Below are 16,454 nucleotides of genomic sequence, written 5' to 3'. Positions count from 1 at the left end.
CAAACGCGGCAATGTAAGTTCAGATGCGTCACGAGGTCAAAAGATTGCGCATCATCCGAGTGAATTTGTCACCACGCTTGCCGGCGTATCGTCTAATCGCCAGCCTGTGCGGGCTTGCCGTGTCTCTCCTTTTTGGCACCGCCGCGCTCCGCGCCGAGACCGGTGCCAAGGCGACCGACAATGCCGGCCGCGCGCAGCTTCGTCTTGCGGTGCAAGGTACGACCGACAGGTCCGAAGTCGCCGATCTCCTGACTGAATTCATGAAGCGGAACCCTGACGTTCTGGTTCAGTATTCAAAGGTGTCGTCGACGGAACTGTTCGATGATGTCGTCAGGCATTCGGGGGCACGAGGTACGGCCGATGTGACCTGGAGTTCGGCGATGGACCTCCAGATCAAGCTAGCCAATGATGGATATGCGGCCGAGTACCGCTCGCCTGAAGCCGACGGGATTTTCGACTGGGCGCGTTGGAAGGATCGTGCGTACGGCGTCACGGCCGAGCCGGTAGTGATGGTTTACAACAAGCGTCTGCTGCAGGACGGTCTGGTGCCGAAAGACCATGCCGACCTGTTGCGCCTGCTGACCGATCATCCAGCGGTGTTCCGCGGCAAGATCGCGACCTATGATCCCGAGTTGAGCGGCACCGGCCTGCTGTTCATTACCCAGGACGTGCGTGTCACGACCCAGACCTGGAAGCTGGTGACAGCGATGGGACAGGCTGGAGTCGAGCTCTATGCATCGTCTGACCCGATGATCAACCGTGTCAGCAGCGGCCAGCTGCTGCTGGCCTACAACGTGCTAGGCTCCTACGCGCTCGAACGTGCCAAGCGCGATCCCGATCTTGGCGTCGTCCTTCCCTCCGACTACATGCTGTTGCTGTCACGGATCGCGCTGATCCCGCAATCGGCGCCGCAGCCGGAGCTGGCTCGCCGCTTCGTCGATTTCTTGCTGTCACGCAGTGGCCAGACCCTGTTGGCCGGGCATTCGCTGGGGTCCGTTCGCAGCGACATGAAGGGCGCCATTCCCGGCTATGCCGATGGGGCCCAAGCGTTGCGGCCGATCGCGCTGAGCATCGATCTCATGACCTATCTCGATCAGGCCAAGCGTCATCGCTTCCTGAAGGACTGGAAAGAGTCACTTCACGGGCGCTGAGCAGAGCCGGTAAGCGCCGTCGGGATCACCAGCAGCGAGCGCAGTGCATTGATCGTGGTTTTCCGTATGCCACGACAGATCCATCGCGGATGACGCAACGTGACAGCTTGCTGACAGGTTGGCCGACTTATGCTGCCGCCCGATAACACGACCGGAACGACATTCATCCCCTGCGTGGCGGGGGTCCGTCGATATCTGGCAAAAATACCGGGAGGAGAGCGGACATGGCCTCGCAGGACGCAGGCGGAATTGCTTCGCACCATGAGAGCACAGTGCGGTCGGTCGCCGAGAGTTCGGCGGACCCTGTGCACCGTTTCTGGCCTGAGGGATGGTGGCGCCTGACCGATATCCGGATCGGAATAGTGCCGGTTCCGATCTATGCCTTGCTCATCGTTCTCGTTGCCGCATTGGTCTACACCGGTGAGATCAAGCCGGACGGGCCGACGATGATCGTGGTGCTGGTGCTCGGCGGCTTCACCTGCGCCGAGATCGGCAAGCGGATCCCGGTGCTGCGTAGCATCGGCGCTGGTGCGATCTTCGCCACCTTCATCCCGTCGGCGCTGGCCTTCTATCACCTGATCCCGGCGCAGGTCGAAAAATCCATCATCGACTTCACCAAGTCGACCAACTTCCTTTACCTATTCATCGCGTCGATCATCGTCGGCAGCATCTTTGCGATGGACCGTGAGGTCTTGATCCGTGGCTTTCTGAAGATCTTCGTGCCGCTCGCGGTCGGCTCCGTCGCAGCCGCAGCTGTCGGGACCGCAGTTGGGACGGCACTCGGACTTGGCGCCTCGCACACATTCTTCTACGTGGTCGTGCCCATCATGGCAGGCGGGGTTGGCGAGGGCGCAATTCCGCTGTCGATCGGATATGCGGCGTTGACGGGCATACCGCAGGGCGAGGTCTTTGCGCAGGTCCTTCCGCCGGTCATGCTGGGGAGCCTGACGGCCATCCTGCTCGCCGGCACGCTCAATTTCGTCGGCAAGAAATACCCGAGTCTCACCGGTGAGGGCCGCCTCCAGCCGCATCACGACGATGACATCGATGTGCAGGCGGTGCACGAGGAGGGCGGCACCGAGCAGGGTGTCGGCCATGTCGGCGTGAGCACGATTGCTGCGGCGGGCCTGACCGCGATCATGCTCTATCTGCTCGGCGTGCTCTGCCATCATCTGTTCGGCCTGCCGGCGCCGGTCGCGATGCTGTTCCTGGCGGTGCTGGCCAAGCTGACCCGTGCGGTGTCGCCGGAGCTGCAGCGCGGCGGACTGGTGGTCTACGAGTTCGTACGGACCAACATGACCTATCCGCTGCTGTTTGCGATCGGTGTCGCGTTGACGCCATGGGACAAGTTGGTCGCGGCGTTTCATTTCGCCAATATCGTCACGATCGTGTCGACCGTGGTTACGATCATGGCGACCGGATTTGCGGTCGGCAAGTTCATGAACTTGTATCCGATCGAAACGGCGATCGTGAATGCTTGTCACAGCGGGCAGGGCGGCACCGGCGACGTCGCCATTCTGACCGCAGCCAACCGCATGCAGCTGATGCCGTTTGCCCAGATCGCCACCCGGATCGGCGGCGCGGTTACCGTCACGGTGGTCCTGCTTATCATGGGCTACCTGAAATAACTCGTGCGCCGCATCAAGCGGCTCTCGTCGAAGTTCGTCTGCGTGAAAGGTTGGTTGACCCATGAACAGTCTTGACAGCTTCAAATGCCGGAAGACGTTGACCGTCGGCGGCCAGACCTACACCTATTTTTCCTTGCCTGACGCCGAAAAGAACGGCCTCGCGAGCATGTCGCGCTTGCCGTTCTCGCTGAAGGTGCTGCTCGAGAACCTGCTGCGGTTCGAGGACGGCGGCTCGGTCACGCGCGCCAACATCGAGGCGCTGGTGCGATGGACCGAGGATCGTGGATCGGCCGGCGCCGAGATCGGCTTTCGCCCCGCACGGGTCTTGATGCAGGATTTCACCGGCGTGCCCGCCGTCGTCGATCTTGCCGCGATGCGCGACGGCATGGAGAGGCTCGGCGGCGATCCGTCACGGATCAATCCGCTGGTGCCGGTTGATCTCGTGATCGATCATTCAGTCGTGGTCGATCACTTTGGCAATGCGCATGCGTTGCAGGACAACGTCACCCGGGAATATGAGCAGAACGGCGAACGCTACAATTTCCTAAAATGGGGACAAGGCGCCTTCGCCAATTTCCGCGTGGTGCCGCCCGGCACCGGCATCTGTCATCAAGTCAACCTCGAATATCTGGCGCAGACGGTCTGGACCATGGAACGGGGCGGCGAGACCATCGCCTATCCTGATACGCTGGTTGGCACCGACAGCCACACCACCATGGCCAATGGCCTCGCTGTGCTTGGCTGGGGGGTCGGCGGCATCGAGGCCGAGGCGGCGATGCTTGGCCAGCCGCTGTCGATGCTGGTGCCGCAGGTGATCGGCTTCAAGCTGTCGGGCAAGCTCCGCGAGGGCGTGGTCGCAACCGATCTCGTCCTCACCGTGACCCAGATGCTGCGCAAGAAGGGGGTGGTTGGAAAGTTCGTCGAGTTCTTCGGGCCAGGCCTCGACCATATGACGCTCGCCGACCGTGCCACCATCAGCAACATGGCGCCGGAATATGGCGCGACTTGCGGCTTTTTCCCGGTCGACCGGGAGACGCTGAACTATCTCGAGCTCTCAGGCCGCTCCAGCGACCGCATCGCGCTGGTCGAGGCCTATGCCAAGGCGCAGGGCCTGTTCCGGACGCCGGGCATGCCGGATCCCGTCTTCACCGATACGCTTGAATTGAATCTCGACGATGTCGTGCCGTCCCTCGCCGGTCCGAAGCGTCCAGAGGGTCGGGTCGGCCTCAGCGTCGCCAAGGCCAATTTCCTTGCGGCGCTCGAGAGCGAGTATGGCAAGCAGGGGCAGGCGGCGAAGCAATTTGGCGTCGAAGACAAGGATTTCAAGCTTGGCCACGGTCACGTCGTCATCGCGGCGATCACATCCTGCACCAATACGTCAAATCCGTCGGTCCTGATCGGTGCCGGTCTCCTGGCACGAAGCGCGGCGCAGAGGGGTCTCACCGCAAAACCCTGGGTCAAGACCTCGCTCGCGCCGGGTTCGCAGGTCGTGGCCGAGTATCTCGAAAAGTCCGGGCTGCAAAAGGATCTCGACGCCCTCGGCTTCTATCTTGTCGGCTTCGGCTGTACCACCTGCATCGGTAATTCCGGCCCGCTGCCGCGCGAGATATCGAAGTCGATCAACGACAACGGCGTGATCGGCGCCGCGGTGCTGTCCGGCAACCGCAATTTCGAAGGGCGCGTCTCGCCTGACGTGCAGGCGAACTATTTGGCATCGCCGCCGCTCGTGGTCGCCTATGCGCTGGCAGGCTCAATGCAGATCGATCTCGCGACCGAGCCCCTAGGGACGGGATCGGACGGTACGCTGGTTTATCTGAAGGACATTTGGCCCTCAAATGCCGAGATCGAGCAGTTCATTCGCGAGAATGTCACCCGCGAGATGTTCGTGAGCAAATATGCAGACGTCTTCGAGGGGGATGCCAACTGGAAGGCCGTCAAGGTCGCCACCGGCATGACCTACCGCTGGAACATGTCGTCGACTTATGTGCAGAACCCACCCTATTTCGAGAGCATTACGATGACCCCGGTGCCGACCGGTGACATCGTCGGCGCGCGGATCCTTGGCCTGTTCGGTGACAAGATCACGACCGACCATATCTCTCCGGCCGGCTCGATCAAGGCGTCATCGCCGGCTGGCGAATTCCTGCGCGGCCGCCAGGTGCGGCAGGAGGATTTTAATCAGTACGGGACGCGGCGCGGCAATCACGAAGTGATGGTGCGCGGCACCTTTGCCAATATCCGCATCAGGAATTTCTCCGTCAAGGACGAGGGCGGCAACACGCCCGAGGGCGGCTGGGCCGTGCATCAGCCGTCCGGCGAGCGGATGTCGATCTTCGATGCTGCGATGCGCTACCAGCGCGAGAACGTTCCGCTCGTCGTGTTCGCTGGCGTCGAATACGGCAATGGCTCGTCGCGTGACTGGGCCGCGAAGGGCACCAAGCTGCTCGGTGTCCGCGCCGTGATTGCGCAGAGCTTTGAACGCATCCATCGCTCCAACCTGGTGGGGATGGGCATCCTGCCGTTCGTGCTGGACGAGGGTGCCTCCTGGAAGAGCCTCGGCCTGACCGGCAGCGAACAGGTCTCGATCACAGGGCTCTCCGACATCGCGCCCGGCCAGCGCATGACGGTCGACGTCACGACGGGCGACGGCTCAGTGATGCGGGTGCCGGTCACCTGCCGCATCGATACGCTGGACGAGCTCAACTACTACAAGCACGGCGGCATCCTGCCTTACGTGCTGCGTCAGCTTGCGGCGTGATAAGCCGCTGATCCTATCGAACGCACCTCGATAACTCTGAGGAAACAAAGATGTCAGGCAAAATTCCAGCGACGTTGATACCCGGTGACGGGATTGGTCCAGAGATCACGGAAGCGGTGACGCGCATTCTCGATGCAATGGGCTCGCCGTTCGAATGGGACGTGCAGCAGGGCGGCATGGCTGGTATCCAGAGCGCCGGCGATCCCCTTCCGGGGGCATTGATCGACAGCATCCGCCGCACCAAGCTCGCGTTGAAGGGACCACTGACGACGCCCGTTGGTGGCGGCTTTCGCTCGGTAAACGTTCGATTACGCGAAGAGTTCGAGCTCTACGCCAATCTGCGGCCGGTGAAGACCATGGTGCCAGGCGGTCGCTACGAGGATATCGACCTCGTTCTGGTCCGCGAGAACATCGAAGGTCTCTATGTAGCGTTCGAGCATTTCATCGCCGTTGGCGATGACCCACATGCGGTTGCGATCTCTTCCGGCGTCAACACGCACGCGGAAGCGCGACGGATCGTCCGCTTTGCATTCGAATATGCGCTGGCTCACGGGCGCAAGAAGGTCACCGTGGTGCACAAGGCGAACGTGCTGAAGGCGCTGACCGGGCTGTTCCTGCAGGCCGGCCGCGAGATCGCCAAGGAGTACGAGGGGCGCGTCGCGATGGACGACCGCATCGTCGACGCCTGCGCCATGCAGCTCGTGATGAATCCCTGGCAGTTCGACGTCATCGTCACCACCAATCTGTTCGGCGACATCCTGTCCGACCAGATGTCTGGCCTCGTCGGCGGACTCGGTATGGCACCTGGCGCCAATATCGGTGAAAAGGCCGCGATCTTCGAAGCAGTGCACGGCTCGGCTCCGGACATTGCGGGCAAGGGTATCGCCAATCCGCTGGCGCTGCTGTTGGCTGCGGGCTTGATGCTCAAACATGTCAACAGGGACGATCAGGCAACCAGGTTGCGAACCGCCATCGAGCAGACCTTGCAGATCGACAACGTGCGGACGGCTGACCTTGGTGGCAAGGTGTCGACCGCCGATTTTGCCAATGCTGTTATCAAGCGCCTCGCGGCATGAACCACCTGGGCTGTGCGAACGCGTGGCCCGTGCGGCTGTTCGCGGCACCTGCACGACGCAGGGCCGCCTTTTGCAATGGACGAAACCGTCGCTCGAGCGCTGGCATCTCGCCGTGGCGGATCGATCGACAGCAGGGAGTGGATGAATGACAAAAGGCTCTGACCTGTTGGTCGCTGCATTGGAGCATGAAGGCGTCGACTGCATCTTCGGGGTGCCGGGCGAGGAAAATCTCGATGTTGTGGAGTCGCTGAGGAACTCGAAGATCGAGCTGGTGCTTACCCGGCACGAGCAGGCTGCGGCGTTCATGGCGGCGACTCATGGCCGGCTCACCGGCCGTCCGGGCGTGTGCATCGCGACGCTCGGCCCCGGCGCGCTCAATTTCTCGACTGGGGCGGTCTATGCGCATCTCGGCGCCATGCCGATGCTGATGCTGACAGGGCAAAAAGCGATCATGAGCAGCCGCCAGGCGCGCTTCCAGATTGTAGACGTGATCGCGTCGATGAAGCCGCTCACCAAGATGTCACGGCAGATTGTCAGCGCTGCGAGCATTCCGACGCTGGTCCGCGATGCATTCCGTGTTGCGATGGAGGAGCGGCCAGGACCGGTGCTTCTCGAGCTCCCTGAAGACATTGCCGGAGACGAGGTCCAACCGGTCCCGATGGTGCCGATCCACCCGATCGATATTCCGGTCGCGCACCGCGCTGCGCTCGATCGCGCGGCTGAGATCATTCTGGCCGCAAAGCGGCCGTTGATCATGCTGGGTGCGGCGGCAAGCCGACCGCGATCGACATTCGGTATCGCTGGTTTCGTGCGGCGCACCGGCATCCCGTTCTTCACGACGCAGATGGGCAAGGGGACGGTGCCCGGCGGCACCAGCCAGTACATGGGAACAACCGCGTTGTCCGAGCGTGACTATGTGCATGATGCGATCGACCAGGCCGACCTGATCATCGCCATCGGTCACGACACCGTAGAGAAGCCGCCCTTCATCATGGGACCGCACGGACCCCAGGTGATCCATGTCAGCTATACGCCGGCCACGGTGGAGCAGGTCTATTTCCCGGACGCCGAGGTGGTCGGCGACGTCGGACCGAGCCTTGAGCTGCTCGCTGACCGGGTGGAGGGCAGGCTGCCGAATGCCAAGGCCTTGCTGCCGCTGCGCGAGAGCATCCTTGGCCGCATCGCGGATCGCGCCACCGAAAGCCGCTGGCCGGTGACGCCGCAGCGGCTGGTCCACGACATCCGGCAGGTGATCCCCGAGAACGGCATCGTCGCGCTCGACAACGGCATGTACAAGATCTGGTTCGCGCGCAACTACCGGACCTATGTGGCCAATACGCTGCTGCTCGACAACGCGCTTGCCACCATGGGGGCTGGCCTGCCGTCGGCCATGATGGCGGCGAAGCTGTATCCAGATCGTCGGGTGATGGCGATCTGCGGTGACGGCGGTTTTATGATGAACAGCCAGGAGCTGGAGACCGCGGTCCGCCTCAAGCTCAATTTGGTGGTGCTGATCCTCAACGACGGCGCCTACGGCATGATCCGCTGGAAGCAGGCGGTCGACGCATTCCCGGATTTCGGCCTCACGTTCGGCAATCCCGACTTCGTCCGCTATGCCGAGTCCTACGGTGCCAAGGGTTCCCGCGTCACCTCGGTCGACGGGTTGGTGCCGACACTGGAGGCCGCCTTCAAGGGCGGCGGCGTCCACCTCGTCGATGTGGCGATCGATTACTCAGAAAACACCCGCGTGCTGGTCGATGAGCTCAATGGCCGCAAGCTCGATGTCAGGCCGTCCTGACGAGAGAGCGATATTGCAGGTCGTGCCGGCAATGGCTGGCCGGCGCCGCGCGTGCCGGCGATTCATCCGTGGGCCGAGAGCGTAAGCCGCGCGGCGAGACACAAGGATCGGGAACATGATCGGAAGATTCACTTTCCAGGCACCGTCGAACATCCTGTTTGAGCCAGGCGCCTCGCGGAAGATCGACGAGCTGGTTGCTGGCTACGGCGCGCGGCGCGTGATGCTGGTGACCGACAAGGGCGTGCGCGGGGCAGGGTTGACCGGGGGTGCCGAGGCCTCGCTTGCGGTAGCCGGCATCGAGGTCAGCGTTTTCGATGATGTTGTCGCTGATCCTCCGTCCCATGTTGTGGAAGCCGCGGTTGCGGCCTCTCAGGCCAACGACATCGAGCTTGTGCTGTCGATCGGCGGTGGCAGCGCGCTGGATACCGCCAAGCTCGTCGCTTATCTCGCGAAAACGCAGGATCGCCTCGATGACATCTATGGCGTTGGGCTCGCCAAAGGAAAGCGCCTGCCGCTTCTGCTGGCGCCGACCACGGCCGGTACCGGATCGGAAGTGACGCCGATCGCGATCGTCACCACCCCGACCACCGAGAAGAAGGGCGTGGTCTCACCCGTGCTGATCCCGGATTGGGCGATCCTCGATCCTGAACTGACGCTGGGCCTCCCGGCGCCGGTCACGGCTGCAACCGGCATCGACGCCATGGTGCATGCGATCGAAGCCTATACCAGCAAGGTCAGGAAGAACCCGATGTCCGATCAGCTTGCGCGGCAGGCGCTCGGGCTGCTGTCGGCCAACATACGCCGCGCTTGCCAGAACGGCGCCGACCTGGCGGCGCGCTCGCAGATGCTGCTGGGATCGATGCTCGCCGGCATGGCCTTCGCCAACGCGCCAGTCGCGGCCGTCCACGCGCTGGCCTATCCGATCGGCGCAATCTTCCATGTTCCGCACGGGCTGTCGAACGCGCTCGTCCTGCGCCACGTGCTCGAGTTCAATCTGCCGGCGGCGGAGGCGCTCTATGCGGAGCTCGCCGAGCTCGTCAGGCCTGGCCTGCACGCGACCAGCCAGGCGGAACGGGCGCGGGCCTTCATCGACGAGATGGCGTCGATCGGCCGTGATTGTCAGGTTCCGGCGTCGTTGTCGGCGGTCGGTATTGGCCGCGATGATCTGAAGAAGCTCGCCGAGGATGCGATGAAGCAGACGCGTCTCCTGGTCAACAATCCCCGCGAGCTGACCTTGGACGACGCCTATGCGATCTACAGCGCCGCTTTCGATGACGGTAGCAATCGCTCCGTGCAGGCCCCCCATGGCTGACAAGGGCGACGTCAACCCGTTCGGGCCGATCGCCGCGCAGTGGATGGAATCCTGGCGTGCGATGGCCGGCACCGGCGGGATCAGCGAAAGCTGGTCGAATTCGATGCTGCCCTTCATCATGAAGCGTGCCGCCGAGAGCGGGTTTGGCTTCGGGGCAGGCAACGATCTGGCCGAGGCCATCGAGCGGATGGCCAAGGGGCCGCGGCTCGCCGACGTTCTGGATTTCGACCGTAAGTTGGCTGGCGTTGCGACCGCCTGGGGTGAGCTGCAGAGCAAGCTTGCGGCATATCATGTTGTCGCCTCGCGGCCCTGGGTGCGCGCGGCTGAACAGTACAATGCGCGCGGATGGCAAGAGGGCGGCGCCGATGCGACTGCGGGCTGGCGTGAGCAATTGGGCGCCTGGAACAAGCTTGCCAACGAAGAACTGATCGCCAACCAGCGCACCGAGGACTTCCTGGTCGCGCAAAAACAGCTGTTGCAGGCGGCGACCGAATTTCGTGCCCGGCAATCTGATATCGCTGACACCATCGCATCCGTGCTGGGGCTTCCGACCCAGCGCGATTTCGACGACGTCACCCGCCAGCTCACCGAGCTCAGGCGCGAAATGCGCGCCTTGGAACGCCGGATCGGCGCATTCGGCGCAGCACGAGGTGAAGCATGAGCAGCCAGACGCCAGACAAGGGTGCGGCCGGCGGGTTCGCCGAGATGACGGACAAGCTGCTCAAGGCCGGCAAGCTGCTGTCGAACATCAGGGATCAGGACGTCGATGTCGGAGCGACCCCGAAGAAGCTGGTGATGCGTCGCGACAAAGTCGAGCTGTTTCGCTATGAGCCGCTGGCCGAGCAGCGGGTCAAGACGCCGGTGCTGCTGGCTTACGGCCTGATCGGCCGCTACACCATGGCCGACCTGCAGGAGGACCGCTCGCTGGTCCGCAGCCTGCTGTCGCAGGGACTGGATCTCTGGCTGGTGGATTGGGGGCAGCCCAACCGCACCGAACGCTGGCTGACGATCGACGATTACGTCGACGACTATATCCACGCCGCGGTGGAGCGTGTCTGTCGCGAGACCGGGCATGACCGGATCACGCTGCTCGGCATCTGCGAAGGCGGCGTGTTCACGACCTGCTATGCGGCGCTTCACCCGGACAAGGTCAAGGGTCTGGTCCTGACCATCACGCCGATCGACTTTCACGCCGATCGTGACGATCCCGACACCCATCACGGCTTCCTCAATCTCTGGACCCGAAGCCTCGACAGCGCCGATATCGATCGGCTGGTGGATACCTACGGCGGACTCCCCGGCGAATTCATGAGCTCGGTCTTCTCGCTGATGACGCCGATGCGCTCGCTGACCAAGTACAATATCGACCTGATCGAGGTCATCGACGACAAAGCCAAGTTGATGAATTTCCTTCGGATGGAGAAGTGGCTCGCCGACCGACCGGCCCATCCCGGCGAAGCGGCCAAGCAGTGGCTGGAGGATCTCTATCAGGAGAATCGGCTCGTGAACGGAACCTTCACGCTGTCCGGCCGCAAAGTCGATCTTCGCGTGATCTCGGCGCCGACGCTGAACGTCTTCGCGCTCGACGACCACATCATTCCGCCGACCTGTTCGAAGGCACTCGGTCCGTTGATCGGTACCAAGGACTACACGGAAATCCCCCTGCCGGGCGGCCACGTCGGGCTGTTCGTATCGAGCAAGTCGCAGGGACGGCTGAGCAAGGGCATCGCGGAATGGCTGGCGGCCAGGGATTGAGGCGCATCCATGAAGGACAAGATCGTATCCGCAGACGAAGCCGTCGCGATCATCCGGGATCGCGACACGGTCTGCACGTCCGGTTTCGTCGGCGTCGGCACGCCCGACGAGCTCTTGATTGCATTGGAGAAGCGGTATCGGGAGACGCGTCATCCCGCCGACTTGACGCTGCTGTTTGCTGCGGCCCCGGGCGATTCCCGGGAGCGTGGCTTGAACCGGCTCGCACATGACGGTCTGGTCAAGCGGGTTGTCGGCGGGCATTGGGCGCTGGTGCCGAAGCTCGGCGAACTGGCGCTCGCCAACCGTATCGAAGCCTACAATCTGCCGCTCGGCTGCATCTCGCACCTCTACCGCAGCATTGCTGCGCGTGGTCCCGGCACGATCTCGAAGGTCGGGCTACGCACCTTTGTCGATCCGCGGCTCGAAGGCGGCAAGCTCAACGAAAAGACCACCGAGGACCTGGTCGAGCTGATGACCATCGATGGCGAGGAATGGCTGCGCTACAAGGCGTTCCCGATCAACGTCGCAATCCTGCGGGGGACCACCGCCGATCCCGCCGGCAACATCACGATGGAGCGCGAAGCGCTGACGCTCGACAATCTCGCAATGGCGATGGCGGCCAAGAATTCGCGTGGGTTTGTCATCGTGCAGGTCGAACGCATCGCCGCCGGCAATTCACTCAATCCGCGCGAGGTCCAGATTCCAGGGATTCTGGTCGACTGCGTCGTGGTCGCCGATCCCGAGAACCATCCGCAGACCTACGGCACCACCTACAGCCACGCCTTCTCCGGCCGCCAGCGGGTGCCGATGGATCGCGTCCGGCCGCTCGAGCTCGACGAGCGCAAGATCATCGCGCGCCGCTGTGCGTTCGAGCTGCCGCCGGGCGGCGTTGTCAATCTCGGCATCGGCATGCCGGAAGGCGTTGCGGCGGTCGCCACCGAGGAGCACGTGCTGAAGTACCTGACGCTGACGGCGGAGCCCGGCGTCATCGGCGGCATGCCGCAGGGCGGCCTCAATTTTGGCACCGCGCTCAACCCGGACGCCGTCATCCACCAGAACCAGCAGTTCGATTTCTATGACGGTGGCGGGCTCGATCTCGCCTGCCTCGGCATGGCGCAGGTCGATAGCGCTGGCAACGTCAATGTCAGCCGGTTCTCGTCGCGGCTGGCAGGCGCGGGTGGCTTCATCAACATATCCCAGAGCGCCAAGAAGATCGTCTTTGCCGGCACCTTCACCAGCGGCGGGCTCAAGCTCGCGGTCGAGGACGAAGCGCTCCACATCCTGCGCGAAGGCACGATGCGGAAATTCATTGCCGAGGTCGAGCAGATCACCTTCAGTGGCGACTACGCGGCTGAAACCGGCCAGTCGGTGTTTTACGTCACCGAGCGTTGCGTTCTGCAGCGGACGCCTGCAGGGCTCGAACTGATCGAGGTGGCGCCGGGCATCGATATCGAACGCGACATCCTCGGCCAGATGGATTTCAAGCCGCTGATCCGCAACGTGCGTCCGATGGACGCGCGGATCTTCCGCAACCAGCCGATGGGGCTGGACCATATGCTGCTCGGCCGCAACCTCGCCGATCGCATCAGCTACGATGCAGAACGCAATGCCCTGTTCGTAAATTTCGAAGGGTTTGAGGTCCGCACCGTCGAAGACGTCGATCTGGTCCGGCGCGAGGTCGAGAACGCCTGCCGGGTGGTCGGGAAACCGGTTGCGCTGATCGCCAACTACGATGGATTCCATCTCGAGCCGCAGGTCAGCGACACCTATTTCTCGATGATCGCCTATCTCGAGAAGCGCTACTACAGTTCGGCGTCCCGCTACACCACGAGCGCATTCATGCGGATGAAGCTCGGGGAAGGGCTCGCCGAGCGGCATGTTGCGCCGCATATTTTCGAGACGCAGGCGGAAGCCCAGCGCTTCGCGCATTTTCAGGCAGGCGGCGATGCATCGGGCAGATAAATCGTGATGATGGGGCGTCATTGAGGGGGCTTGCTCGCGGATGGGGAGCGCCGCGCATGGCGACCCTTTCCGCGGCCGCCTGTCGGGAGACGGGATGCTTGACGGAGAATATGAGGTGGCAGGGAAGGCTTCGGGCGGGACATCCGAAGGCCCGCAGCCGGATCGCGCGGGTCGGCTACTTGGCCTTTCGCCGTCGGGCTTTCACGAGATTGCGTACGTCGATTGGGGGCCAGTTGACGATATCAGGCCGGTGATCTGTGTCCACGGCGTGACGCGGCAGGCGCGGGATTTTGACCATCTCGCCGCTGATCTCGCGGCGAGCGGCCGGCGGGTGATCTGTCCAGATTTGCCGGGTCGCGGCCGAAGCGGGCGGATCAGCAATCCCGACGACTATTCGCTGCCGCAATATTGCTCCGATATGAATGCGCTGGTCGCACGCCTCGGCGTGAGGGAGGTCGATTGGGTCGGAACATCGCTCGGTGGTTTGATCGGGATCGTGATGGCTGGCTTTTCCGGAAGCATTGTCCGCAAGCTCGTGATCAATGATATCGGCCCGTTCGTGTCCGCGACCGGGTTGCGGCGGATCGGCGGTTACATCGCGGACATGCCGACGGCGTTCGCGACCATCGAGGACGGCGAGAAATACTTCCGCACGGTGCTCGCGCCCTATGGCTATCTCGCCGACGAGCATTGGCGGCATCTTACGATCCATAGTCTGCGCTGGGAAGAAGCCAACGGGCGTTACGCGGTGCTTTGCGATCCGGCGATCGCCAAGGCGTTCAAAATGCCCTGGTTCTACGCGCCACTCGATCTCTGGAAGTACTGGGAAGCGATCAAGGTGCCGATGCTGGTGCTGCACGGCGCCAAATCGGACCTGCTGTCGATCGATCTGACGAATGAGATGAGGCGCCGGAATCGGCGCGCTGATATTTTCCGGTTCGATGATCGTGGTCATGTGCCACCGCTGGTGACGCCGGACCAGATCAAGGTCGTAACGGATTTCCTGAAGGCCCCGCCACGTGATTTCTCGGAGGTTGGTTGATGACGACGAGCTTGGACAAGTCCGCAGAGCAGGTTCATCCGGTGTCGGCCGATTGGGCCAAGCGCGCTTACGTCAACGACGCCAAATATCGCGAGATGTACGCGCACTCGGTCAAGGACCCCAACGGCTTCTGGGCCGAGCACGGCAAGCGGATCGACTGGATCAAGCCCTACAGCAAGGTCGAGAACGTCTCCTTCGCGCCCGGCAACATCTCGATCAAATGGTTCGAGGACGGCGTTTTGAACGTCGCCTGGAATTGCATCGACCGCCACCTCGAGAAACGCGGCGACCAGACCGCGATCATCTGGGAGGGCGACGATCCCTCCGAATCCAAGCACATCACCTACCGCCAGCTGCACGACGAAGTCTGCAAGATGGCCAACATCCTGCGCACCCGCAACGTCAAGAAGGGCGACCGCGTCACGATCTATCTGCCGATGATTCCGGAAGCGGCCTATGCCATGCTGGCCTGCGCGCGGATCGGCGCCATCCATTCGGTGGTGTTCGGCGGCTTCTCGCCTGACAGCCTCGCCCAGCGCATCAAGGACTGCGATTCCAAGGTGGTCATCACCGCGGACGAAGGCCTGCGCGGCGGCAAGAAGGTGCCGCTGAAGGCCAATGTCGATGCTGCGATCGCCAAGACCGGCGGCGTCGATTGGGTCGTGGTGGTGAAGCGCACCGGCGGCAAGATCGACATGAACCCGACCCGCGACCTCTGGTATCACGAGGCCGCCGAGATGGTGACGACGGAATGCCCGGCCGAGCACATGCACGCCGAGGACCCGCTGTTCATCCTCTACACCTCGGGCTCGACCGGCACGCCGAAGGGCGTGCTGCACACCTCCGGCGGCTATCTCGTGTTCGCCTCGATGACGCATCAATACGTGTTCGACTATCACGACGGCGACATCTACTGGTGCACCGCCGACGTCGGCTGGGTCACCGGCCACAGCTACATCCTCTACGGACCGCTCTGTAACGGCGCGACCACGCTGATGTTCGAGGGCGTGCCGAACTATCCGGACAATTCGCGCTTCTGGAACGTGGTCGACAAGCACAAGGTCAACATCTTCTACACCGCACCGACCGCGATCCGCGCGCTGATGCAGGGCGGCGACGAGCCGGTGAAGAAGACCTCGCGCCAATCGCTGCGCCTGCTCGGCTCGGTCGGCGAGCCGATCAATCCGGAAGCCTGGGAGTGGTACTACCGCGTGGTCGGCGACGACCGCTGCCCGATCGTCGATACCTGGTGGCAGACCGAGACCGGCGGCATCTTGATCACGCCGCTGCCCGGCGCCACCAAGCTGAAGCCGGGATCGGCGACGCGGCCGTTCTTCGGCGTGGTGCCGGAGATCGTCGACGCCGACGGCAAGACTCTGGACGGCGAGACCTCGGGCAATCTCTGTCTCACCAAGTCATGGCCGGGCCAGATGCGCACGGTCTATGGCGATCATGCGCGGTTCGAGCAGACCTACTTCTCGACCTACAAGAACAAGTATTTCACCGGTGACGGCTGCCGGCGCGATGCCGACGGCTATTACTGGATCACCGGCCGCGTCGACGACGTCATCAACGTCTCCGGCCACCGCATGGGCACCGCCGAGGTCGAGAGCTCGCTGGTCGCGCATGAGGCGGTGTCGGAAGCCGCGGTTGTCGGCTATCCGCACGACATCAAGGGCCAGGGCATCTACGCCTATGTCACGCTGATGAAGGGCACCGAGCCGACGGAAGCGCTGCGCAAGGAGCTGGTCGCCTGGGTCCGCAAGGACATCGGCCCGATCGCCTCGCCGGATCTGATCCAGTTCGCGCCCGGCCTGCCGAAGACGCGTTCCGGCAAGATCATGCGCCGTATCCTGCGCAAGATCGCCGAGGACGAGCCGTCGAGCCTCGGCGACACCTCGACCCTGGCCGATCCCGCCGTGGTCGAGGACCTCGTCGAGAACCGGCAGAACAAGCGATAGGCGTGAGCATC

11 protein-coding genes are annotated in these 16,454 nt (G+C 63.1%); all 11 read left to right on the top strand.

Annotated features, from left to right (window positions below):
* The first annotated feature begins 119 nt into the window (after positions 1–119).
* The 11 genes from V5279_RS32055 (at position 120) to acs (ending at position 16,443) form a co-directional block, all read left to right on the top strand.
* Positions 120–1,151: an ABC transporter substrate-binding protein gene (locus tag V5279_RS32055; RefSeq protein ID WP_338691134.1), complete on the top strand. Its 1,032-nt coding sequence runs from the start codon at positions 120–122 to the stop codon at positions 1,149–1,151.
* 224 nt (positions 1,152–1,375) lie between these two features.
* Positions 1,376–2,779: a 2-hydroxycarboxylate transporter family protein gene (locus V5279_RS32050; protein WP_166305276.1), complete on the top strand. Its 1,404-nt coding sequence runs from the start codon at positions 1,376–1,378 to the stop codon at positions 2,777–2,779.
* Between the two features lie 61 nt (positions 2,780–2,840).
* Positions 2,841–5,537 carry an aconitate hydratase AcnA gene (acnA, locus tag V5279_RS32045; protein ID WP_338691132.1) on the top strand — a complete coding sequence of 899 codons (2,697 nt, stop codon included), beginning with the start codon at positions 2,841–2,843 and terminating at the stop codon, positions 5,535–5,537.
* 50 nt (positions 5,538–5,587) lie between these two features.
* Positions 5,588–6,613, top strand: a complete 1,026-nt coding sequence (locus V5279_RS32040; protein WP_338691131.1) for an isocitrate/isopropylmalate dehydrogenase family protein — start codon at positions 5,588–5,590, stop codon at positions 6,611–6,613.
* Positions 6,614–6,758: 145 nt separating this feature from the next.
* Positions 6,759–8,411, top strand: a complete 1,653-nt coding sequence (locus tag V5279_RS32035; protein WP_338691130.1) for an acetolactate synthase large subunit — start codon at positions 6,759–6,761, stop codon at positions 8,409–8,411.
* Between the two features lie 118 nt (positions 8,412–8,529).
* The gene (locus tag V5279_RS32030; protein ID WP_338701484.1) at positions 8,530–9,723 is read left to right on the top strand and encodes an iron-containing alcohol dehydrogenase; all 1,194 of its coding nucleotides are present in this window, start codon (positions 8,530–8,532) and stop codon (positions 9,721–9,723) included.
* Between the two features lie 61 nt (positions 9,724–9,784).
* Entirely contained in the window at positions 9,785–10,384 is a 600-nt protein-coding gene (locus tag V5279_RS32025) for a poly(R)-hydroxyalkanoic acid synthase subunit PhaE (protein ID WP_338691129.1), read from the top strand.
* Entirely contained in the window at positions 10,381–11,478 is a 1,098-nt protein-coding gene (gene phaC, locus V5279_RS32020) for a class III poly(R)-hydroxyalkanoic acid synthase subunit PhaC (protein WP_414645856.1), read from the top strand. Before V5279_RS32025 ends, phaC begins: the two co-directional genes overlap by 4 nt.
* 9 nt (positions 11,479–11,487) lie before the next feature.
* Positions 11,488–13,440 (top strand): acyl CoA:acetate/3-ketoacid CoA transferase, encoded by a 1,953-nt coding sequence (locus V5279_RS32015; protein WP_338691127.1) that lies wholly within the window; start codon positions 11,488–11,490, stop codon positions 13,438–13,440.
* A 94-nt stretch (positions 13,441–13,534) separates the two neighbouring features.
* Positions 13,535–14,482 (top strand): alpha/beta hydrolase, encoded by a 948-nt coding sequence (locus tag V5279_RS32010; RefSeq protein ID WP_338691126.1) that lies wholly within the window; start codon positions 13,535–13,537, stop codon positions 14,480–14,482.
* On the top strand, positions 14,482–16,443 hold the full coding sequence (acs, locus tag V5279_RS32005; RefSeq protein WP_338691124.1) for an acetate--CoA ligase: 1,962 nt from the start codon (positions 14,482–14,484) through the stop codon (positions 16,441–16,443). Before V5279_RS32010 ends, acs begins: the two co-directional genes overlap by 1 nt.
* The last annotated feature ends 11 nt before the right edge of the window (positions 16,444–16,454 follow it).

The organism is Bradyrhizobium sp. 26S5 (genome assembly GCF_036923295.1).
In the GTDB taxonomy this organism is placed as follows: domain Bacteria; phylum Pseudomonadota; class Alphaproteobacteria; order Rhizobiales; family Xanthobacteraceae; genus Bradyrhizobium; species Bradyrhizobium septentrionale.
The sequence above is the reverse complement of the archived record's forward strand: the minus strand, read 5'-3'. Positions and strand labels throughout refer to the sequence as shown.

What these genes read in the sequence shown, in the direction of transcription:
- V5279_RS32050 (WP_166305276.1), top strand. Translation starts at nt 1,376, where the DNA reads ATGGCCTCGCAGGACGCAGGCGGAATTGCTTCGCACCATGAGAGCACA.
- acnA (WP_338691132.1), top strand. Translation starts at nt 2,841, where the DNA reads ATGAACAGTCTTGACAGCTTCAAATGCCGGAAGACGTTGACCGTCGGC.
- V5279_RS32040 (WP_338691131.1), top strand. Translation starts at nt 5,588, where the DNA reads ATGTCAGGCAAAATTCCAGCGACGTTGATACCCGGTGACGGGATTGGT.
- V5279_RS32035 (WP_338691130.1), top strand. Translation starts at nt 6,759, where the DNA reads ATGACAAAAGGCTCTGACCTGTTGGTCGCTGCATTGGAGCATGAAGGC.
- V5279_RS32025 (WP_338691129.1), top strand. Translation starts at nt 9,785, where the DNA reads ATGGCCGGCACCGGCGGGATCAGCGAAAGCTGGTCGAATTCGATGCTG.
- phaC (WP_414645856.1), top strand. Translation starts at nt 10,381, where the DNA reads ATGAGCAGCCAGACGCCAGACAAGGGTGCGGCCGGCGGGTTCGCCGAG.
- V5279_RS32015 (WP_338691127.1), top strand. Translation starts at nt 11,488, where the DNA reads ATGAAGGACAAGATCGTATCCGCAGACGAAGCCGTCGCGATCATCCGG.
- V5279_RS32010 (WP_338691126.1), top strand. Translation starts at nt 13,535, where the DNA reads ATGCTTGACGGAGAATATGAGGTGGCAGGGAAGGCTTCGGGCGGGACA.
- acs (WP_338691124.1), top strand. Translation starts at nt 14,482, where the DNA reads ATGACGACGAGCTTGGACAAGTCCGCAGAGCAGGTTCATCCGGTGTCG.